Source organism: Novosphingobium sp. (genome assembly GCF_025351285.1).
Taxonomy (GTDB): domain Bacteria; phylum Pseudomonadota; class Alphaproteobacteria; order Sphingomonadales; family Sphingomonadaceae; genus Novosphingobium.
Genome location: NZ_JANXWG010000045.1, coordinates 1 through 20,669 on the forward strand (window position 1 = coordinate 1; position 20,669 = coordinate 20,669).

Annotated in this window: 19 protein-coding genes; 12 read left to right on the plus strand and 7 right to left on the minus strand. The window is 66.2% G+C overall.

What is annotated here, in order from left to right; all coding sequences use genetic code 11:
* From Q0R16_RS05345 to Q0R16_RS05355, 3 genes are all read right to left on the minus strand, one after another.
* A partial coding sequence (locus Q0R16_RS05345; RefSeq protein WP_295633124.1) for a hypothetical protein occupies window positions 1-245 on the minus strand: 245 nt, incomplete at its 3' end.
* A 191-nt stretch (window positions 246-436) separates the two neighbouring features.
* Entirely contained in the window at window positions 437-718 is a 282-nt protein-coding gene (locus tag Q0R16_RS05350; RefSeq protein ID WP_295633127.1) for a hypothetical protein, read from the minus strand.
* Window positions 719-775: 57 nt separating this feature from the next.
* A complete protein-coding gene (locus tag Q0R16_RS05355; RefSeq protein ID WP_295633130.1) occupies window positions 776-2,386 on the minus strand; it encodes a cytochrome P450 in 1,611 nt (536 codons plus the stop codon).
* A 53-nt stretch (window positions 2,387-2,439) separates the two neighbouring features.
* Here Q0R16_RS05355 and Q0R16_RS05360 point away from each other — a divergent pair, with 53 nt between their 5' ends.
* The 6 genes from Q0R16_RS05360 (at window position 2,440) to Q0R16_RS05385 (ending at window position 8,825) form a co-directional block, all read left to right on the plus strand.
* Window positions 2,440-3,084: a TetR/AcrR family transcriptional regulator gene (locus Q0R16_RS05360; protein WP_295633133.1), complete on the plus strand. Its 645-nt coding sequence runs from the start codon at window positions 2,440-2,442 to the stop codon at window positions 3,082-3,084.
* A 38-nt stretch (window positions 3,085-3,122) separates the two neighbouring features.
* Complete coding sequence (locus Q0R16_RS05365; RefSeq protein ID WP_295633136.1) at window positions 3,123-3,662, plus strand: sigma-70 family RNA polymerase sigma factor; 540 nt, start codon at window positions 3,123-3,125, stop codon at window positions 3,660-3,662.
* Entirely contained in the window at window positions 3,659-4,300 is a 642-nt protein-coding gene (locus Q0R16_RS05370; protein ID WP_295633139.1) for a DUF1109 domain-containing protein, read from the plus strand. The genes Q0R16_RS05365 and Q0R16_RS05370 overlap by 4 nt, the downstream gene beginning before the upstream one ends.
* A 65-nt stretch (window positions 4,301-4,365) precedes the next feature.
* Window positions 4,366-5,091, plus strand: a complete 726-nt coding sequence (locus Q0R16_RS05375) for a thioredoxin family protein (protein ID WP_295633142.1) — start codon at window positions 4,366-4,368, stop codon at window positions 5,089-5,091.
* 39 nt (window positions 5,092-5,130) lie between these two features.
* A complete protein-coding gene (locus Q0R16_RS05380) occupies window positions 5,131-7,293 on the plus strand; it encodes a penicillin acylase family protein (RefSeq protein WP_295633146.1) in 2,163 nt (720 codons plus the stop codon).
* A 65-nt stretch (window positions 7,294-7,358) separates the two neighbouring features.
* Window positions 7,359-8,825, plus strand: a complete 1,467-nt coding sequence (locus tag Q0R16_RS05385) for an ATP-binding protein (RefSeq protein ID WP_295633149.1) — start codon at window positions 7,359-7,361, stop codon at window positions 8,823-8,825.
* A 3-nt stretch (window positions 8,826-8,828) separates the two neighbouring features.
* Here Q0R16_RS05385 and Q0R16_RS05390 read toward each other — a convergent pair whose 3' ends face one another.
* The 4 genes from Q0R16_RS05390 to Q0R16_RS05405 form a co-directional block, all read right to left on the minus strand.
* Window positions 8,829-9,908 carry a VacJ family lipoprotein gene (locus tag Q0R16_RS05390; protein ID WP_295633152.1) on the minus strand — a complete coding sequence of 360 codons (1,080 nt, stop codon included), beginning with the start codon at window positions 9,906-9,908 and terminating at the stop codon, window positions 8,829-8,831.
* Window positions 9,909-10,162: 254 nt separating this feature from the next.
* Window positions 10,163-11,452 carry a TIM barrel protein gene (locus tag Q0R16_RS05395; RefSeq protein ID WP_295633155.1) on the minus strand — a complete coding sequence of 430 codons (1,290 nt, stop codon included), beginning with the start codon at window positions 11,450-11,452 and terminating at the stop codon, window positions 10,163-10,165.
* Window positions 11,449-12,369, minus strand: a complete 921-nt coding sequence (locus Q0R16_RS05400) for an alpha/beta hydrolase (protein WP_295633158.1) — start codon at window positions 12,367-12,369, stop codon at window positions 11,449-11,451. The genes Q0R16_RS05395 and Q0R16_RS05400 overlap by 4 nt, the downstream gene beginning before the upstream one ends.
* Before the next feature lie 22 nt (window positions 12,370-12,391).
* Window positions 12,392-14,503, minus strand: a complete 2,112-nt coding sequence (locus tag Q0R16_RS05405) for a bifunctional rhamnulose-1-phosphate aldolase/short-chain dehydrogenase (protein ID WP_295633161.1) — start codon at window positions 14,501-14,503, stop codon at window positions 12,392-12,394.
* Between the two features lie 95 nt (window positions 14,504-14,598).
* Between Q0R16_RS05405 and Q0R16_RS05410 the strand changes: the two genes are divergently transcribed.
* From Q0R16_RS05410 to Q0R16_RS05435, 6 genes are all read left to right on the plus strand, one after another.
* Entirely contained in the window at window positions 14,599-16,005 is a 1,407-nt protein-coding gene (locus tag Q0R16_RS05410; protein WP_295633164.1) for a carbohydrate kinase, read from the plus strand.
* Complete coding sequence (gene lldD / locus Q0R16_RS05415; protein ID WP_295633168.1) at window positions 16,002-17,153, plus strand: FMN-dependent L-lactate dehydrogenase LldD; 1,152 nt, start codon at window positions 16,002-16,004, stop codon at window positions 17,151-17,153. The genes Q0R16_RS05410 and lldD overlap by 4 nt, the downstream gene beginning before the upstream one ends.
* Window positions 17,153-18,406, plus strand: a complete 1,254-nt coding sequence (locus tag Q0R16_RS05420) for an MFS transporter (RefSeq protein ID WP_295633172.1) — start codon at window positions 17,153-17,155, stop codon at window positions 18,404-18,406. The genes lldD and Q0R16_RS05420 overlap by 1 nt, the downstream gene beginning before the upstream one ends.
* A gap of 8 nt (window positions 18,407-18,414) precedes the next feature.
* On the plus strand, window positions 18,415-19,200 hold the full coding sequence (locus tag Q0R16_RS05425) for a DeoR/GlpR family DNA-binding transcription regulator (RefSeq protein WP_295633175.1): 786 nt from the start codon (window positions 18,415-18,417) through the stop codon (window positions 19,198-19,200).
* A gap of 66 nt (window positions 19,201-19,266) precedes the next feature.
* On the plus strand, window positions 19,267-19,935 hold the full coding sequence (locus tag Q0R16_RS05430; RefSeq protein WP_295633178.1) for a glutathione S-transferase family protein: 669 nt from the start codon (window positions 19,267-19,269) through the stop codon (window positions 19,933-19,935).
* On the plus strand, window positions 19,932-20,669 hold a 738-nt coding region (locus Q0R16_RS05435; RefSeq protein WP_295633181.1), incomplete at its 3' end, for a S1/P1 nuclease. The genes Q0R16_RS05430 and Q0R16_RS05435, both read left to right, overlap by 4 nt.

Consider the following 20,669-nt stretch of genomic DNA (forward strand, 5'->3'; position numbering starts at 1 on the left):
CCGCGCCTTGCCAGATCGAACGCCGGACCATCGCCGCGTTCGCGCGACAAGACCCAGGCGCCATCGCGGCACTCGCTGCGGTTGGTGCGGGCAACGAACAGCGTGGGGCCGGAGGCGCTGGCGTCGAACGCGCCGGGTGCAGGGCAGGGCAGGGCCAGCCGCGCCTGGTTGATCTGTCCGGGCGCGCACCCGGCCAGCAGGCATGGCGCGACGAGGGCAAGTTTGGTCAGCAACGAACGGATCACGCGTTAATGCTCCCCCAAACGCCCGAATCATGCGGCGGCTTCCGGTCCGACGCGACGGACGTGATCGCCCCAGGCCTGCCCGTCCGCAAGGCCCCGGCACCCTGCGAAAAGGGGCCGCATCGCGTTTGCAATGCGGCCCCTTTGCGGCATTCAGTCAATTCGGCCACCCTCTCAAGTGGCCTGCCAATCGATCAGCGGCAGTTCTTGCGGCCATCCTTGGCGAGCGCATGACCACCCAGCGCGCCGAGCGCAGCGCCGCCGAGGGCACCACCGGTGCCACCGATCAACGCACCGCCGAGCAGCGCGCCGCCGACGCCGCCGGCAACCGCGCCAGTGGTCTTGTCGAAGCGCAGGCAATGGCCGTGGCCACGCGCCTGGCCGCGATAATGGCGGCGGGCTTCAGCCGGGCTGGAGACGACGAGGCTGGTGCTGGCGAGCACGAGGGCTGCCATCGGGAAAGACATTTTCTTCATAAGTTCCACTCCGTGATTTCTCACGGCTAGAATGCGCGAGTTGCCAATGCGTTCCAGTCAGGTGTTCGCAGCGGGTGCAATCCGCGCAAGTTCGGCGTCGACCGCATCGAGCGCGGCTTCGGTGAATACCTCGGGCGCGAATTTCTGGATCAGCCGGAATGTCATCGATTTGGCCATGGAAATACGCGGATCGGCCGCGACTTCGGGGAAATGGCGTTCGATCACCGAACGGGTCTCAGGGTTGGCCAGCAGCGCGCCGATGCGGGTGGTGGCGGTTGCATAGCCGGTTGTGGCGTCGGCTGGCGCCTTGCCGCGCCCGGTCAAACGCGAAAACAGCCCGCGCTTGGGTGGTTGGACGGCTTCGGGCGTGGCCGATTTCGGCGCAACGAAGCCTTCTTCCGGGGTGAGCACCACATCGAGCCGGGCCAGTCCGCGAATGATGAAGCTTGGCTCGAACTCGAGCTTGCGCGCGCCCTTTGGGCCGTGGCGCGCCGGATCGAGATCGATGTTCGATGTGTGTTCGAGCAGCTCTTCAAGCAGCACACGCACTTCCACCCGCGCCAGCGGGGCGCCGATGCAGGTGTGCGCGCCGCGCCCGAACGCCAGGTTTTCGCGGATCTTCGGGCGATCGAGCACCAGCGCCTCGGGATCGTCCCAGCGACGCGGATCGCGGTTGGCCGCTGCCAGCGCGACCATCACCTTGGTCCCGGCCGGGCAATCGACCCCCGCGATGCTCGAGTCCACACGCGCCAGCCGCGCGGTCATCTTGGTCGATCCCTCCAGCCGCAGCACTTCCTCGATCAGCGCTGGAATCAGCTTGGGATCGGCGCGCAATCGGGCCTGCAAACCCGGCTGGTCGGCGATGAAGCACAGCGCATTGCCGAGCAGCTTGGCGCTGGTGTCCTGCCCCGCGGCGAACAGGAATGTCGCCAGCCGCACGATTTCCAGCGCATCGGGCAGCGAGCCATCGGGATAAGTCGCATGCGCCAGGTCCGACAGCACGTCGCCCGTGGGATTGGCGCGGCGATCGGCGACGTATTGCGCAAAATACATGCCCATCAGCACCAGCGGCGCATTCTGCTGCGCCAGGTCGTCGGGATCGAGGCTGCCCGCGCCCACACCCGCGTCGATCGCTTCCATGAACAGCTTGCGATCGTCATCGGGCACGCCGAGCAGATCGGCGATGACGTTGGTGACATAAGGCGTGGCCACCTCGCGCATCAGGTCGCAATGGCCCTTACCGACCATTTCACGCACCATCCGATCGGCGTAGTCGGTCATGAACGCCTCGTTCGCGCGCAGTTTCGATGGAGTGAACAGCCGGCTGAGGATCGAGCGCGAGAAGGTGTGCGGTTGATCATCGAGGCTGACGACGAGATCGCCGCCCATGAATTCGGTACGATGCGCCTCGATCAAGGGCGTGATGTCGGCGCCCTCGGGGGTGAACGGCAGCGGAGCGGCGGGGCCCTGCGGCGCCATCGCGGACGAGAAATCGCGCGTGTTGCCCAGCACCTCGATCGTCTCGGCGAACCCGGTCACCACCACGATGTCTTGCCCGGGCAAACGATAGACGGGCCCGAGCGCGCGGATTGCCTCGAAATAGGCGTAGGGATCGACCAGGATCTGGTGATCGGTGAAGTAATTGCGCTGCGCCAGTTCCTGCATCATGGTTCTCCCCGTGGCTGCCGGTTCGGGCGGCGGACCGACTGGAGACGACCCGCTTGAGTGCAGATTCGCCCACGCCGGTGCCCGACGACTTGTGCGACACAATAGCGCATAACGTCCCGCGCGCGTCAAGCCGCCGCGATGCGCGCGCGCTGAAATCGGGCGCGGCCTTGCGCGCGGCGCTGCTGCACTTGCTCGAAGCCAAGCCGCTCGCACAGATCACGGTGCGCGAAATCGCGGCCGAGGCGGGCATCCATTATGCCACGTTCTTCCGCCACCATCCCACCAGGGAAGCCCTGCTCGACGAAATCGCCGCCGAACAGATCGAGGCGCTGGTCGCGCTCACGCTGCCGGTGCTCGACAGCGCAAACAGCCTGGCCGCGTTCACCGCGCTATGCCGCTATGTCGACGATCACCGCGCGCTGTGGACCGCGCTGCTGACGGGCGGCGCGGGCGGCACGATGCGCGGCACGCTGCTGGGCATCGCGCGCGATCTTGCGCCCGGCCGCGCGCCTTCGGACTACTGGCTGCCGACCGATCTCGCCACGATCTGCGCCGTGAGCCTGATCGTCGAGACGCTGGCGTGGTGGCTGGCGCAACCGGCCAGCGGTTCCACCGCACACTCTGAGAGCGCGTTCACGGTCGAAGCGGTTGCGGGCATCCTCCACCGGCTGGTTGGCGTGACGGGCGTGCCGGTGTAACCGGATGCGCGATCGGCGCGAATAGCAGCTTGAGGGCCATGATCACGAGCGAAAACCAGTTGCGAATGTGGATGGTCGGCGGGCTGGGTGGAGACTCGGCGGCGCATGGCCGGCTGTTGCGCGCGCTGTTGCCGTTGCTGCGTCGCTACTACCGCCGCCGGATGCCGGGACAGGACGATGCGATCGAAGACCTCGTGCAGGAAACGCTGATCGCGGTGCACACCCGCCGCGGAACGTATGATCCGGCTCGGCCGTTTACCGCCTGGTTGCACGCGATCGCGCGCTACAAGATGATCGACGCGTTCCGCCGCACCGGCCGGACGGTGCCGATCGAAGGAATGGAAGACCTGCTCGTGACCGAAGGGTTCGAGGATGCCAGCAACGCCGAAGCCGATCTCGACCGGTTGCTGGCAGGACTCAGCCCCAAGCAGGCCGCCGCGATTCGCGCCACACGGATCGAAGGACTTTCGACCGCCGAAGCCGCCGCACGGCAGCAGATCGGCGAATCCGACTTGAAGATTTCGGTCCACCGCGGGCTCAAGGCGCTCGCCACGCGGGTCAAGAACAGCCTGCTATGACCAGCGAAGACCTGATCGATCAGCTCGCAGCAGATGTACCACCGGTGCGGCGCAACGCGCTTGGTTGGCGGCTCGGCTTGGGGCTGGGCCTGGGCGTGCTCGCTTCGATGCTGGCTCTGTCGATGTCGTTCGGGTTCCGGCCCGATCTGTGGCTGGCGATGCACGGCGCCACGATCTGGATGAAATGGGGCTATACCGCCTCGCTGGGGATCTGTGCGCTGGTGGCCACCGCCAAGCTGGCGCGGCCCGAATCTCGCAGTCTCGGGTGGTTGTGGGTGGCGCTGGTGCCGTTCGCCGGGCTGGCGCTGATGAGCGTGGCCGAACTGGCGCGTGCGCCGTCCGAACACTGGTTGGCGATGTGGCTGGGGGCGAGCTGGAAGGTCTGCTCGACGCTGGTGTTCGTCTATGCGTTGCCGATCTTCGCCGGGCTCTTGTGGTCGTTCCGGCGGATGGCGCCCACCCGCCTGCGCGCGGCCGGAGCCACCGCCGGGCTGGCGGCGGGCGCCTGGAGCGCCACGGTCTATTGCCTGCATTGCCCCGAAGTCTCGGCGATTTTCGTGCTGACGTGGTACACGCTGGGCATCGCGCTGGCGGCGCTGTTCGGGGCGATCGTGGGTCCGCGCCTGCTGCGCTGGTGAATTTCGAGTTGGCTGTATCCGAACCGGGCGTGGCCGCGAATAGCCGGTCAACAAAGGAACCCGCCATGACCGTCCGCTTGAAACTCCTCGCCGCGATCTTGCCTGCCCTGCTGGCGGGTTGTCAGCAGGCGGTCTCGGCCCCCGCTGCAACCCCCTCCGCAGCGGGGGCCGATCCCGGTCATCCAGAAGTTGTCGAACTGTTCCAGAGCCAGGGTTGCTCGTCGTGCCCGCCCGCCAACCGGCTGGTCATGCCGCTGGCCGATCGTCCCGATACGCTGGTGCTGTCGTGGCAGGTAACCTACTGGGATCACCTGGGTTGGAAGGACAAGTTCGCCGATCCGGCTTATACCGCGCGCCAGTGGAGCTATGCCCGCAAGCTGGGTCACAACCAGGTGTGGACCCCGCAAGTGGTGGTCAACGGCCGCGGCGACGTGATCGGCAGCGATCCGCGTGAATTGACCGGGGCCTTGCACAAGTTCCACCGCGGCAGTGGCGGGCCGGTAATTGCGCTCTCGGCCAAGGACGTGCGGATCGAAGGGCCGGGAACTGGCGCCAGCGTCGCCCTGGTGCGCTACGATCCGAAGATCGTGCAAGTACCGATCCTCGCCGGCGAGAACGGCGGCGCCACGCTGCCGCACCGCAATGTCGTCAAGGAATATGCGATGTTGGGGTCTTGGCGTGGGGGCAAGCAGAGCTTTGCGCTTCCGCCCGCGCGCCATCCGGGTCTCAAGACCGCGATCCTGGTCCAGCAGGGCGAGGGCGGGGCGATCCTGGCGGCGGCGCACGATTGATCGGTTGCCGGGTACCGAGAGGCGCGATAGCCCTGCTGCATGATCCGATCGACTTTTGCCTCGCTGGCGTTCGCGCTGCTCGCCACCACCGCTCACGCCACCCCCGCCGAAACCGCGCGCTGGCAACGCCAGGCGGCGGCGGTTTTGGTCACCCGCGACGATTGGGGCATCGCCCACGTCCACGGCCATTCCGATGCCGACGCGGTGTTCGGGATGATCTACGCGCAGGCCGAGGACGACTTCAACCGGATCGAAGCCAATTACCTGACCGCGCTCGGCCGTACTGCGGAAGCTGAGGGCGAGGCCGCTATCTGGGGCGATCTGCGCCAGCGGCTCTATGTCGATCCAGCCGTGTTGCAGCGGCAGTACAAGGCCGGTCCACCGTGGTTGCGCGCGCTGATGGATGCGTGGGCGGACGGGCTCAACTATTACCTCGCACGCCACCCGGAGGTGCACCCGAAGGTGCTCACCCGCTTCGAACCGTGGATGGCGCTGAGCTTTTCCGAGGGCAGCATCGGCGGTGATATCGAGAAGATCGATCCGGCCGAACTCGCACGGTTCTATGGCGAAACGGCGCCGAAGGTTGCGGTGGCGGAACCGGGCGATCACGATCCGCGCGGCTCGAACGGCATCGCGATCGCCCCGCAAAACACCGCCAACGGCCGCGCGCTGCTGCTCATCAATCCGCACACCAGCCACTATTTCCGCGCCGAACAGCAGGTTTCGAGCGACGCCGGGCTCAACGCCTATGGCGCGTCGACCTGGGGGCAATTCTTCATCTACCAGGGCTGGAACGCCGATACCGGCTGGATGCACACCTCGACCGGGGCCGACAACGTCGACGAATTTGCCGAAGACGTAGTCGATCAGGGCGGCCGCAAGTTCACCCGCCACGGCGCGGCGCTCGAACCGCTCGCGGCGGTGCCGGTGACGCTGCGCTACCGCAAGCCCGATGGCACGTTGGCCAGCCGCAGCTTCACCACCTGGCGCTCGATCCACGGCCCGATCGTCCGCGCCGAGGGCGGCAAGTGGATCGCGACAAGCCTGATGTGGAAGCCGGTCGAAGCGCTCGAACAATCGTTCCTGCGCACGCGCCAGACCGATCTGGCCAGCTACCTCAAAGTCGCCGAACGCAAAGCCAACAGCAGCAACAACACGCTGTTCGCCGATCGCAAGGGTGAAATCGCCTATCTCCACCCGCAGTTCATGCCGCGCCGAAGCGACCGGTTCGATTACACCAGGCCGGTCGACGGTAGCGATCCGGCTGCCGACTGGCAGGGCCTGCTTGCGCTCGATGCGTTGCCCAGGGCGCTCAACCCCAAATCCGGCTGGGTTTACAACAGCAACAATGCGCCATGGGGCGCGGCCGGGCCCGACAGTCCGAAACGCGATGCATTCCCGCGTACGATGGACCTGTTCGGCGAGAACGACCGGGGCCGCCATGCCACGATGTTGCTTGCGAATCGCCATGACTTCACCGCCGAAGGCCTGCGCGAAGCTGCGTTCGATTCGTACCTGCCGTTCTTCGCGCGCGCGCTGCCCGGATTGCTGGTCGCTTACGATGCACTGCCGCCGGCCGACCCCCGCCGCGCTGCGCTGACCGACCAGATCGCGCTGTTGCGCGGTTGGAATTTCTGCTGGAGCGCCGGATCCGAAGCGACTTCGCTTGCGGTGTTCTGGGCCGATACACTGGCAACCGGGCTCCGTCCGCGCTTGCAGGACCGCGAAATCCCCGATGCGATCGTGGCGACGGTAACCAGCGACGCGAAGCTCGCGGCGCTCGCTACTGCCGCCGCGCGCCTGACCCGCGATTTCGGCAGCGCACGTGTGGCATGGGGAAGCATCAACCGTTTCCAACGGCTCGACGATTCGATCCGCCCGCATTTCGACGATGCGCGGCCCTCGCTGCCGGTGCCGTTCACCTGGGCGCTGTGGGGCACGCTCGCCTCGTCGAGCGCGAAGGCCTGGCCGGGCACGAAGAAGTGGTACGGCAGCAGCGGCAACAGCTTCGTCGCGGTCATCGAATTCGGTCCGCGCGTCGAGGCATGGGCCATCACCGCAGGCGGCGAAAGCGGCGATCCTGCATCGCCCCATTTTGCCGATCAGGCGCAGCGCTTCGTCAGCGGGCAGTTGCGCAAGGTCTATTTCTGGCCCGACGAACTGGCGGGCCATGTCGAGCGCAAGTACTATCCGGGCGACTGACCGCCCCTGCGGATAACACCGCCCACCCGCTTGCCCCTCCAAGGTGCGCGGCTATGAGAGGGCGGGTGAAGGCCTCCATCGTCATGGGATCGGACCCCGGCGGCGCGCCGGTGGGCATCGATATCGAAGAATTGCTCGCCACGCGGCTGCTCGTCCAGGGCAACAGCGGGTCGGGCAAGTCGCACTTGTTGCGCCGGTTGCTTGAGGAAAGCGCGGCGCTGGTCCAACAGATTGTAATCGATCCCGAAGGCGATTTCGTCACCTTGGCCGAACCCTTCGGCCACGTGGTAATCGACGGCGCGGCTTATGCGGGCGCCGAAATCGGGCAATTGGCGGCGCGCATCCGCACCCACCGTGCCTCGGTCGTGCTGGCACTCGACGGGCTGGAACTCGAGGCACAGATGCGCTGCGCTGCGCAGTTCCTGTCCGCTTTGTTCGATGCCCCGCGCGATGAATGGTATCCGGCGCTGGTGGTGGTCGACGAAGCGCAGATCTTCGCCCCCGCCGCCGCCGGAGACGTCAGCGACGAGGTTCGCCGGCTCAGCCTTGCGGCGATGACCAACCTGATGTGCCGCGGTCGCAAGCGCGGCCTTGCGGGCATCATCGCCACGCAGCGGCTGGCCAAGCTGGCGCAATACGTCGCCGCCGAAGCCAGCAACTTCCTGATGGGGCGCACTTTTCTCGATATCGACATGGCGCGCGCGGCCGATCTGCTGGGCATGGAACGGCGCCAGGCCGAAGCGATCCGCGAGCTCGATCGCGGGCACTTCCTTGGGCTCGGCCCCGCAATCAGCCGGCGCCCGGTGGCGGTGCGGATCGGCGCGGTGAAAACATCAGCGCGCACGGTGATCGGCGGGCTGATGCCGCTGCCGGTGGCGCAAGGCGACGACATGCACGCGCTGCTCCACGCCGAACCGGAAGTGGTCGAACAGCCGGTGTTCCGCTGGTCCGAGCCCGAACCGGCACCCCCGGCGGCCGAGACGCTGCTGCAAGCCATCGCGTCGCACGATCCCGATCCGCCCCAGGAACCCGCTAATCCCGGTGAACTTCCGTTCCCCGGTCCCGATGTTTCGGCGGTGGTGAGCGAAGTGCTCGCCGAAATCGTGGCCGAGGAGGGCTGCACCTTCCAGCAACCGGCTTCGTTGTACCAGGACTTCACCGTGCGCTGCCGGATGCACCGGATCGCCGGGCACGGCATCGATCTTGCCATGTTCCGCCGCCGTTTCGCGATGGCTCTGGCCGGGATCATGCGTGAGGACGATCCCGCCTTTGCCAGTCTCTTGGCGCTGGCTCAAAAAGTGCCCGATGACGTGCTCGCGCCGTTCCTGGTCATCGCCCGCGCCGCGATCGACGGCGAGCCTTGCCCCGATGACGATGCCTTGGCGCGGGTTTACGGCACGCGATCGCCGGGCCGCATCCGGCGTCTGCTCGATCATCTGGAAAAGAGCAGGCTCATCGTGGTCCGCACCGATTTCGGCGGGCGCCGTTCGCTGGGAATACCCGAACTCGGTCTGTCGACCGTTGCCGTTTGAGCGTCAGGGGCGCGGCTTGGTAGAGGGCGGGGCCGCCGGGGTCAGCACGATCGTTTGCCGCACCGGCGGCGTGGATGTCGCCGGATTGGCCGATGCGGGCGAGGCTACCGGGGCAACCACAGGTGCTGTTGCCGCAGCGCTCGGCTTTGCGGCAGCGGCCGGATTTGCCGCGCTGATGGTCGCGCCCGGCACGGTGTCATCCTGGATCGGGATGGCGTGGTTGGGCCCGCGCAGTGCGGCGATGTCGCGCTTGCGCCGCGCGAGGTAATCGGCGCGCGTGGCGCCGTAGGGGTTGTCGGCATCGTGGAGCTTCTTGAGCGCGCTGTCGGCCTCGACGCGGAAATCGAGCGCGTTGATCGCGCCGGTCGGGATCGAATAGGTCAGCCCGGTGAACGGGAAGCCGACCGTGGCGGGGATCATCGACTGGTCGAGCACGCGGCCGAACATGTCGCGCAATGTGGTCGGGCCGATCAGCGGCAGGAACAGGTATGGACCTGACGGAACACCATAATAACCCAGGGTATAAGCAAAGCCATTGGTGTGGTGCGGCAAGTGGAATGGCTTTTTCTTGGCCACGTCGAGCACGCCGCCGATGCCGACCGTCGAATTGATCGCGAACCGCCCGACCACTTGCGCCGCGCGCTTCGGCTGAAGCTGGAGCACATAGTTCACGAAGACCACCGGCTCGGTCAGGTTGAGCAGGATGTTGCGAAGCCCGGTGCGAACGGTCCGGGGCAGGACATTCTTGTAGCCGAGCGCCACCGGCAGCACGACCGCGCTGTCGACCGCCTGGACGGCCTTGTACGTCTGGATGTTGACTGCCGCGAGCGGGTCCTGCCGCGCGCCGGGTTGCGCCGTGACGACGATCGGCTTGGGATCGCCGGCTGGCGGTGCACCGTTTGCGTCGGGCGCTTCGCCGCCGGCCCCGGCACCTTCCACGGCCCCGGCATCAACCCCAGCCCCGCCGAGCTCTGCGGAGGGGGTCTGCGATGGCTCGACCGCCGCCAGCGACGACGGAGCCGCCACGGTCGCGGGTTCGGCCATGCTGGCCGGTGCGTGGGCCAGCAGGACGGCGGCGGTCATCATCGAAATGCTCAAAAAAACTGCCCTTGCTGTCAGGCCGCACGGGCCATCGATGTGCGCCGGATGCGGCCCGGCGCGAACCTTGGCGCCGGCCCCGGCGCTGACGTCGCACGCGGTTCCTGAACCGGTTCCGAACGTCCGATACACCGGGCCGGGTTGCGGAACCGTTGCCGGCGACATGCGCAAGCCGCGCTCTGGCAGGCGAGGGGCGGCCTCGCAAGGCTGGAGTCGGCCTGACGACCGCAGCGCTGTGGTCAGACGATGCCGGCGCCCAGCCCCACCGGCTTGCGCTCCTGCGCCTTGCGCGCGCGCCACTGGCTTTGCCGGTAAGTGCCCAGCACGTCGATCGCGCCGCCGGCTTCCATCCGCGCCATGGCAAGGATCGGCCCGACATCGACATTGTACGCCCGGCGCAAGGCCTGGAACGCCATCATCGTATCGTTGGCCTCTTGCGCGGCATGGAGCGCTTCGCGGTCGACCAGCAGCGCCCTGGCGAAGCACTGGGTGATCGCCTCGGCGCTCGACAGCATCGATTCGATCGGATCAGTCACGTTGTGCGACTGGTCGATCATGTAGCTGGGGCGGAGGCCTTCTTTCGGATTGAGTTCGGCCTCGACCAGTTCGTTGAAGATCAAGAACAACTGGTGCGGGTTGATCGAGCCCGAATCGAGATCGTCGTCACCGTATTTGCTGTCGTTGAAGTGGAACCCGCCCAGCTTGCCGAAACGGTGCAGCCGCGCCACGATCTGCTCGATGTTGGTGTTGGGCGCGTGGTGGCCCAGATCGACCAGGCACTTGGCCTTGGGCCCCAGTTCCTGCGCCGCCAGGATCGACGAGCCCCAGTCCGATATCACCGACGAATAGAACGCCGGCTCGAACATCTTGTGCTCCAGTAGCATCCGCCAGTCATCGGGCAACGCGGCGTAAACATCTGATGCCGCATCGAGATAGCGATCGAGGCTGCGACCGAGGTCCTGCTGTCCGGGGAAGTTGGTGCCATCGCCCACCCACACGGTCAGGTCGGTCGAACCGAGCAGGCGGCCGATTTCGATGCATTCGATGTTGTGCTCGACCGCCTGTGCGCGGACGCTCGCGTCGGTGGAGGAGAGCGAACCGCTGGCGTAGCTGTGCGGCTGGCCGGGCTGGTCCTGGAAGGTGTTCGAATTGACCGCATCGAAGCCGAGCCCTTGAGCGGCGGCCTCGTCCTTCAGCGCGGCATAATCGCTGACTTTGTCCCACGGGAAGTGCGGCGAAACGCGCGGGGTCTTGCGCCCAAGCTGGTTGATTACCGCGCAATCTTCAAGCTTTTCATGGATGTTGGTCGGCTCGCCGGGGATCGGGAACTTGGCAAAACGCGTGCCGCCGCGCCCTGCGCCCCATGACGGCACCGCCACCGAGAACGCGGCGATGCGGTCCTTGATCGCATCGATCGCGATCCCGCCGCGCGCCAGCTTGCGATCGAGCGCGGCGTAATCCTCGTCGAGAGCATCAGCTTCGCGCGCGTTGGCTTCGGCGATCAGGTCTTCGGAAATCGGCAGGGTCACGGTTTTGCTTTCGCGGTCAGCAGGCCCTGCATGTCCATCCACGCAAGGAATTCGGGCATCATCAGCGTGGAGGTCGTGCCCGGCTGGCCCAGGCCGAAACCGTGCCCGCCGCGCTGGTACACGTGCAGTTCGACCGGGCGTTTCGCTGCGAACCAGGCCGAAGCGATCGAGAAATCGCCATGGCCGAACAGCGGATCGTCCATCGCTAGCGCCGCGAACATCGGTGGCGCACCGGCCGGGACCGCAACGGCCTGCATCGGGCCGTAGATGAACCCGAAGAAATCGGGTGCTCCACCTGCCGGGGCCTGCAACACCGCGTTCAGTGCGGTTATCGCGCCGGCCGAGAAGCCGATCATGCCCACGCGATGCGGATCGATGGCCCATTCGGCCGCGCGAGTGCGGACCAGCTTGAGTGCCGCCAGCGCGTCCTCGGTTGCCGCAGGGTCGGTGATCTCGGGCGGCCTTCCTCCCTTGTCGATACCGGCGAACAGCTTGGCCATGCCTGCCATCCATACCTTTTCGTCGCGGTCGCTCGGGTTCAGCCGGTACTTGAGGACATAGGCGGTGACCCCGCGCGCGGCGAGCGCTTGCGCCACGCGCCAGCCTTCGTTCTGCATCGCCAGCATCGAGAAACCACCGCCCGGCGCCACGATCACCGCGGTGCCGTTGGCGGTGCCCGGCGCTGGTCGCACCGGAGTGAGCGTGGGATAGGTGACGTTGCGGATGACGGTTTCACGGCCCATGATGCGGGTTTCGATCTCGTCGGACACCTTGCCGGGCGTTTTCGCGCCATAAAGAGGGATCGCCACCGCGCCAGCCGGAGCGTGGTCCATCGAGTCGAGAGTCGCGGGTTGTGCATGCAACGCGAGTGGCATCGCCAGGAGCGACATTGCGGCCAGAATTCCCAAGGTTTTCATTATTCTCTCTCCCGGTCTTCGATCAGCGGGTGAAGGCTTGCGCATTCCCCGCATCGACGTTGATCATGTTGCCGGTCGACTTTGCCGACGCATCGCTGGCAAGCCAATAGGCGGCTTCGGCAATATCTTCGGGCAAAACGTCGCGCTTGAGCATCGAACGGTTGCGGTAATGCGCTTCCAGTTCCTCGCCCGCGTCGATGCCGTGGGTGCCCGCGCGTTCCTTGCGCCAGTCGCCGTCCCAGATCCTGCTGCCCTTGATCACCGCATCGGGGTTGACCACGTTGACGCGGATGCCGGCCGGCGCGCCCTCGAGCGCCAGGCAACGCGCGAGGTGGTTTGCCGCCGCTTTGGCAGATGCGTAGGCGGAAGCCCCGGCCGCCGCCGCGACCGCATTCTTCGAACCAATGAACACCACCGACGTGCCGCCCTGATCCTTCATCCGCTCCAGCAGTGGCCAGGCCGAACGCGCGGTGAGGAAGTAGCCCTCGGCCAGTACGTCGTAATTCCTGCGCCACAACGCCACCGATGTTTCCTTGATCGGTGCGGAGGAGGCGATGCCGGCGTTGGCTACCAGAATGTCCAACCCGCCGAATTCGCGCGCGCACGCTTCGAACGCAGCGGCGACTTGGGCTTCGTCGGTCACGTCGCATGCCACGGCGCGCACCACGTCCTTGCCGAAACGCTTGGCAAAGCCGTTGTAGACCGCTTGCACCGCCGTTGCATCGCGGTCCGCGAGCATCACGCAGGCGCCCTCTGCTATCAGCCGCGCCGCCGTCGCCGCGCCGATTCCACCAGCGCCGCCGGTGACCAAGGCGATCCGCCCGACCATCGGCTTAGGCGCGGCCATCCGCTGGAGCTTGGCTTCTTCGAGCAGCCAGTACTCGATGTCGAAGGCTTCCTGCTCGTCGAGCGCGATGTAATCACCGATCGCTTCGGCGCCGCGCATCACGTTGATCGCATTGCCATAAAACTCGCCCGCCAGCCGCGCGGTGGTTTTGTCGGTGGCGAAAGTAATGCGGCCCACGCCGGGCACCAGCACCACGACCGGGTTGGCATCGCGCATTGCCGGCGAGTTGCGGCGCTTGCAGCGTCCGTAGTAGGCGGCATACATTGCGCGGTAATCGGCAATCTTTTCCGCGAGATAGGCGTCGTCCTTCAGGCGTTCCGGAGCGAGCGTCAGCGGCGCGATCTTGGTGCGCAGGAAGTGATCGGGGCAAGAGGTGCCGAGCGCGGCGAGCGCCAGGAACTCGGCGCTGCCGGTGAATTCGAGTGCTTCGGCATCGTCCGAATAGTGGCCCAGCTTGCGGCGCGCGCCGGTCATCAGCCCGCGCAGGCGCGGCATCAGGTCGGCGGCAATCGCGGCGCGATCGGGGTTGGGAGCAACCTTCTGGCCGCCGAACGCGGGCTTTTCGGCCATCTTCGCGTTGAGGTAGTTCGCCGCATCGGCGATCAGCGCGACGGTGTGTTCGTAGCAGTCGCGCGCGGTTTCAGCCCAGCAAATGATCCCGTGACCGGCGAGCATCACGCCCTCGACGCCCGGGTTGGCGCGGACAAAATCGCGCAATTGCACGCCCAGCGTGTACCCCGGCCGCTTCCACGGCAACCAGCCGATCTTGCCGCCCCAGATGGCCTTGGTCGCCGCCTCGCCGCCAGAACTCGCCGCCAGCGCGATGATCGCATCGGGGTGGACGTGATCGACGTGTGCAAACGGCAGCAGCGAATGCAGCGGGGTGTCGATCGACGCCGCGCGGCCGTTGAGGTTGAAGGTGCAATGCGGCAGGTAGCCGACCATCTTGTCGTCGTCGTCCGGCCCGGAATAGTGCGCCTCAAGCGCGAGAAGCTTGTCCTGGTAGAGCGTCGAAAAGCCATCGAGTTTCATCGAACCGATGTCGCCGCCCGAGCCTTTGACCCACAGCACTTGCGTGTCCGCGCCGGTCAACGGATCGACTTCCATCAGCTTGGCCGAAGTGTTGCCCCCGCCGAAGTTGGTGACCGTGAGGTCCGAACCAAGCAGGTTCGAGCGGTACAGCAGCAGTTCGGCCGGCGTCAGCGTGGCGGCGTGGGCTTCGTCCCAGCGGCTGGTCGGGACGGCGAACGGGATCGCGGCGGACGAAATCGGGGTCTGCATGTTCATGGTGTCGCTCTTAGCAATAGCGCTTTGCAATTTCAATCGTATTCGCTACAAAACAATCACTACTACGCAATTCGGGTTTGAGCGTGGACGGGAGAATGGGTCTGGATCGCGGGTTCGCCTTGGTCATCGACATTGGCAAGACCTTGAGCAAGATCACATTGTGGTCTCGTGACGGGAGCCTGCTCGACCGACAGGTGCGCCCGAATGCTGTCTGTACGGACGATGGTTTGCGCCGGCTGGATGCGGCGGGGATCGGCGAGTGGCTGCTCGAAGCCATCGGCAGATACCGCGATCATCCGATCGAGGCGATCGTGCCGGTCGGACATGGCGCTGGCGCGGCGGTGCTGCTCGATGGCAAACTGGCGTTCGCACCGCTCGATTATGAGCAGGCAGTTCCATCTGATATCATGGACGAATATCGCCTTGGGCGCGACACTTTCGCGGCTACCGGATCGCCCGCATTGCCCGACGGGCTCAATCTTGGTGCGCAATTGTTCTGGCTCGATCGGCTGTACCCTCGGGCGATGGAGCGCGCGACGTTGCTGCCCTGGGCGCAATACTGGGCGTGGTTCCTGTCGGGCGAGGCGCGGAGCGAGGTCTCGAGCCTGGGCTGCCACAGCGATCTGTGGTCGCCTGGCGCGGGTGATTTTTCGCCGCTGGCGCAGCGTATGGGCTGGGCGGCGCGGTTCGCACCATTGGTGCGCGCGGGCGATGTGGTGGGCACCTTGCGACCCGAGCTTGCCGCGACGACCGGGCTTCCCGCCACTGTGCGCATCCACGCCGGCTTGCACGATTCGAACGCCGCGCTCAACGCCGCGCGCGGGTTTGCGGCGATCGCGCACAACGAAGCAACCGTGCTCTCGACCGGCACCTGGTTTATCGGGATGCGTCTGTCCGGCGCACCAATCAACACCGCAGCACTGCCCGAGGCGCGCGATTGCTTGGTCAATGTCGACGTGCTCGGCCAGCCGGTGCCTTCGGCGCGATTCATGGGCGGGCGCGAGATCGAGAGCGTGATCGCGATCGACACGCGGCGGATCGATATCAAGCCCGATCAGCCCGCGCTGCTGGCCGCCGTGCCGCAAGTTCTGGTGGCGGGCGCAATGCTGCTGCCGACGCATGCGCCTGGCTGCGGTCCGTTTCCCAACGGCGAGGGGCGCTGGCTCAACGAACCCGACGACTGGTACGCCAAGCGCGCTGCTACCAGCCTTTACGCCGCGCTCGTTGCCGATGCCGCGCTCGACCTGATCGGATCGCGCGAGCGGCTGCTGGTCGAAGGCCGTTTCGCAGAGGCCGAAGTGTTCGTCCGCGCGCTCGCGTCGCTGCGGCCGGACACGGCGGTTTATGTCGCCAACGCGCATAACGACGTGTCGTTCGGCGCGCTGCGGTTGCTCGATCCGGCGCTTGCGCCGCAAGGCGAACTGGTGCGAGTGGCGCCGCTCGATGCCGACCTTGCAGCTTACCGCGAGTGCTGGCGCGCTGCGATGGGAGGCACCGCATGATCGTCGCCAATGTCCACGATTTCCGAGAGGCAGCGCGGCAGCGGTTGCCGCATTTTCTGTTCGAATATATCGACGGCGGGTCTTACCAACAGGTCACCTTGCGGCGGAATATCGAGGACCTGGAGCAGGTTGCGCTGCGTCAGCGGATCTTGCGCGATGTGTCGCAGCTCGATTTGTCGACCGAACTGTTCGGGCAGAAGCTGGCCATGCCGGTCGCGCTCGCGCCGATCGGCCTTGCCGGGATGAATGCACGACGCGGTGAGTGCCAGGCCTTGCGCGGGGCCGAGGGGGCAGGGGTCCCGTTCACGCTGTCGACCGTGTCGGCCTGCCCGCTCGACGAAGTTGCAAGGGCGGCAAGCAAACCGTTCTGGTTCCAGCTTTATATGGTCAAGGACCGGGGCTTCGTCCGCGATCTGCTGGCCAAGGCGCGCGCGATTGGCTGTACCACGCTGGTGTTCACGGTCGACATGCCGATTGCGGGCAGCCGCTATCGCGACGTCCGTTCGGGGCTTTCGGGGGCGCCCAGCATCGCGCGGCTGGCGCGGCGCTATTGGCAATCGGCGCTGCGGCCCGGCTGGGCATGGGATGTGGGCATCAACGGCCGCCCGCACAGCCTGGGCAATGTCGCGCCGATCCTCAAGGGCAAGACCGGGATCGACGATTTCTTCGGCTGGATGCGCGAGAATTTCGATCCTTCGGCCACTTGGACCGATCTCGATTTCATCCGAAGTGAGTGGTCCGGACCATTGATCGTGAAGGGTATTCTCGATCCTGAAGACGCGGTGCTGGCGGCCGATCACGGTGTCGATGGGCTGGTCGTATCCAACCACGGCGGGCGGCAACTCGATGGCGTGTTGTCCTCCACCCGCGCGCTGCCGCCGATCGCGCGCGCGGTGGGGGATCGGTTGACCGTGCTGGCCGATGGCGGGGTGAGGTCGGGGCTGGATGTGGTGCGGATGCTGGCAATGGGCGCCAAGGGTGTGCTGCTGGGCCGCGCCTGGGCGTTCGCGCTTGCCGCCGGAGGGCAGGCGGGCGTGGCGAAAATGCTGGCGCTGATCGAAGCCGAAATGCGCGTGGCGATGGCGCTGACGGGTTGCCGAACGATCGCAGATATCAACGATAACATATTGGTGAGAGACGAAATCTGATGGCTATTACTGCCCAAGCGGACGCAATGTCCACGCGCGAACACTGGCGCAACACGATCCTGGCGGGCCTCGCCAACTACATCGATTCGGGCTCGATCGTGTCGGGCTCGGTCGCGTTGGCGCTGTGGAAGGACGCGTACCACTTGTCCGACAGCCTGATCGGGCTGATCGCCGCATTCAGCGCCAACGCCATCTCTGCCGGCATTGGCGCCTTGATCGGCGGGCGGCTGTGCGACCTGTTCGGTCGCAAGCGCATCTACCAGTATGACATGCTGTTCTACGCCTTCGGCATGCTGTTCCTGATCTTCGCGGCGGCGCCGTGGATGATCATCACCGGCTTCGTGCTGGTCGGGCTGGCGGTGGGCGCGGACATTCCGGCGAGTTGGTCGCTGATCGCCGAACAGGCGCCCGATCATGAACGCGGCGCGCATTCGGGCGTGGCGCAGATCCTGTGGTATCTGGGCCCGGTGGTGGTGCTGGTGGCGGCCTATTTCCTCAAGCCGTTCGGCATTTCGGGGGTACGCTGGCTGTTCATCCACCTGGCGGTGCTGGCGCTGGCGCTCACCTTCCTGCGCAGCCGCATGAAGGAATCGCAACGCTGGGAAGAAAGCACCCACGCCGCCGGCCCGCGCCCGCGCTGGAGCGACGTGCTGCAACTGCGCTACCTCGCGCCGATCGCCTATCTCGTTACGATGTACGGGATGTGGAACCTGTGGGCGGGCTACAACGGCTTCTTCACGCCTTACCTGATCGAACAGAACCACCTGCCGCAATGGGCCGCGACGGTGGTGCCGGCGGGCTATTTCTTTATCGGCATGTTCTCGATCTGGCTGGTGTTCATGAAGCTGTCCGACAAGATCGACCAGCGGCTGATGTTCGGCATTTCGGCGGCAATGCACGTGCTCGGCATGGCGCTGCTCGCCATATTCGGTTTCACGCTGCCGGTGGTGATCGTGCACATCGTGATCATGGGCCTGGCCAGCGGCTTCGGCGCGCAGAGCTTCTTCCAGTTGTGGAGCGCCGAACTGTTCCCCACCGCGATCCGTTCGACTGCGCAAGGGCTGGCGTTCGCGGTGGTGCGGATCGGGCTGGGCCTGTGGAGCCTCGCCGTGCCCGCGCTGGCATCGAACAGCATGACCAGCCTTGCCTGGATCCTCACCGGGTTCCTCGTGGTCAGCGGTGTGGTTGGTGTCTTGTGGAGCCCTCGCAATGCGGGCAAGTCGCTCGAACGGATCGACGCCGAACGAGGATAATTCGCACCATGCACGCCACCGAGCGCGAGAGCCTGATCCTGGCGGCGATGGAGCCGGCCGGCTTCGTCAGCTATCGCGCGCTCGAAGCGCAGCTTGCGGCCTCGCCCGCCACGATCCGCCGCGATCTGGCGCGCATGGTCGAAGCCGGGCTGATCGCGCGCGTTCATGGCGGGGCCAAGCGGGTGGAACGCGACGAAGGCGCCGACAACCACCCATTGCATCTTGCCGGCACGCCGTTCGACCTAGCGATCACGCTGAATCTTGCGAAAAAGCAGGCGATCGGCCGCGCCGCCGCCGCGCTGGTCACGCCGGGCGAGGGGATCATGATGGATGGCGGCACCACCACCTTCCAGATGTGCCCGCACCTCGATGGGCTCGATTGCCAGGTGCTGACCAATTCGCTGCACATCGTCTCGGCGCTGCTTGGCCAGCCGGGCACGCGGCTGCTGGTGCCATCGGGTTCGGTGTTCCGCGAGCAGAACATCATCCTGGCGCCCGCGGGCGAGGATTCGATGCCGCGCTTCCATGCGCCAAAGCTGTTCATGGGCGCCGCCGCGGTCGGTCCGCAAGGCGTGATGCAGGCCGACGTGATCCTGGTGGCTGCCGAACGCCGCCTGATTGACCGCGCCGAACAGGTGATCCTGATGGTCGACAGCAGCAAGTTCGCCTCGTCCTCGGGCGCGATCGTCTGCGGGCTGGACGAGGTGGACGTGCTGGTGACCGATGCCGGCATCTCGCCCGCGATGGCCGAGGCGGTCACGGCGGCTGGCGTAAGGCTCGTCGTGGCCGGTTGATTCTCGACAGCGTGCGGCGACGCGGCTAGGCCCGCAATCAACCCCTCCCGGAACAGGCACAGGCCCATGAAACTGATCATCGGCAACAAGAACTATTCGTCCTGGAGCTTGCGCGGCTGGCTGGCGTGCAAGCAATCGGGGCTGCCGTTCGAGGAGATCACCGTTCCGCTTTATGGCGAGGAGTGGGAGGCGCAGAAGCACAAGACTGGCGATCTCGCGCCGTCTTCGGGCAAGGTGCCGATCCTGTGGGATGGCGAAGCGGTGGTGTGGGATAGCCTTGCGATCATCGATTACCTGGCGGACAAGGTCGGGCGCGAGCGGTTCTGGCCCAAGGACGATGTGGCGCGGGCGATGGCGCGCTCGATGGTGGCCGAAATGCATTCGAGCTACACCCCGCTGCGCCACGAACTGACGATGAACATCCGCAAGCGCCATGACCATTTCGAATTTTCGGCCGAAGCACGCGCCGATATCGTGCGCATCCTCACGCTGTGGGCCGAGGCGCGCGCGCGGTTCGGCGCGGGCGGGCCGTTCCTGTTCGGCACCTTTTGCGCGGCCGACATCATCTATGCGCCGGTGGTCTCGCGCTTCATGACCTATGCGGTGCCGGTACCGGGTTTCGCGCTCGGCTACATGCAGGCGGTGTGGGAGCATGACTGGATGCAGGCCTGGGTCCACGCCGCCGAAAACGAGGAATGGGTGATCGAAAAGTACGAAGGGCGGGCACCCGCATGATGCGTTTCATGCGGGTGATCATGCTGGCGCTGGCAGTGCTGGGCACCGTGCTGGCGCAACCCGCGCTGGCCTGGGGCGCGCTCGGCCACCGCACCGTCGCGGCGATCGCCTGGGCCAACGTCCGCCCGCAGACCCGCGTGGCGCTGGCCGACCTGCTGCGCCAGACGCGCACGCTTAACACCCCTGAATGCGCGGTGCGCACGCTGGCCGATGCCTCGACCTGGGCCGATTGCGTGCGCCGCGACGGCGATCGCTTCCGCTTCGCCAGCCGCTGGCACTTCCAGGATGAGGACATTTGCCGACCATACGACAGGAACGAGGATTGCGCCGACGGCAACTGCGTCACCGCGCAGATCGAGCGTGATCGCAAGATTCTCGGCAGACCCGGTCGTCCGGTGGCGGAGCGGGTGCAGGCGCTGATGTTCCTCGTCCACTTCGTCGGCGATATCCACCAGCCGCTGCATTCGGCCGACCACGCGAACGATCGCGGCGGCAACGACGTGCTCGTTTCGGGCGGACGGTTCGACGGGTTCAACTTGCACGAATTGTGGGATGTCGAAGTTGCGAAAGCGGCGATCAACGGTTCAGCCCGACCACTGGTGCGCGGCTATTCGGACGCGGAGAAGGCGCAGTTCGGCGGCGGGACGCCGTTCGACTGGGGCCGCGAAAGCTGGGATCTGGCGCGAACGCTGGTCTATCCCGCCGCGCTCGGTGCCGACCCCTGCCGCGCGAAT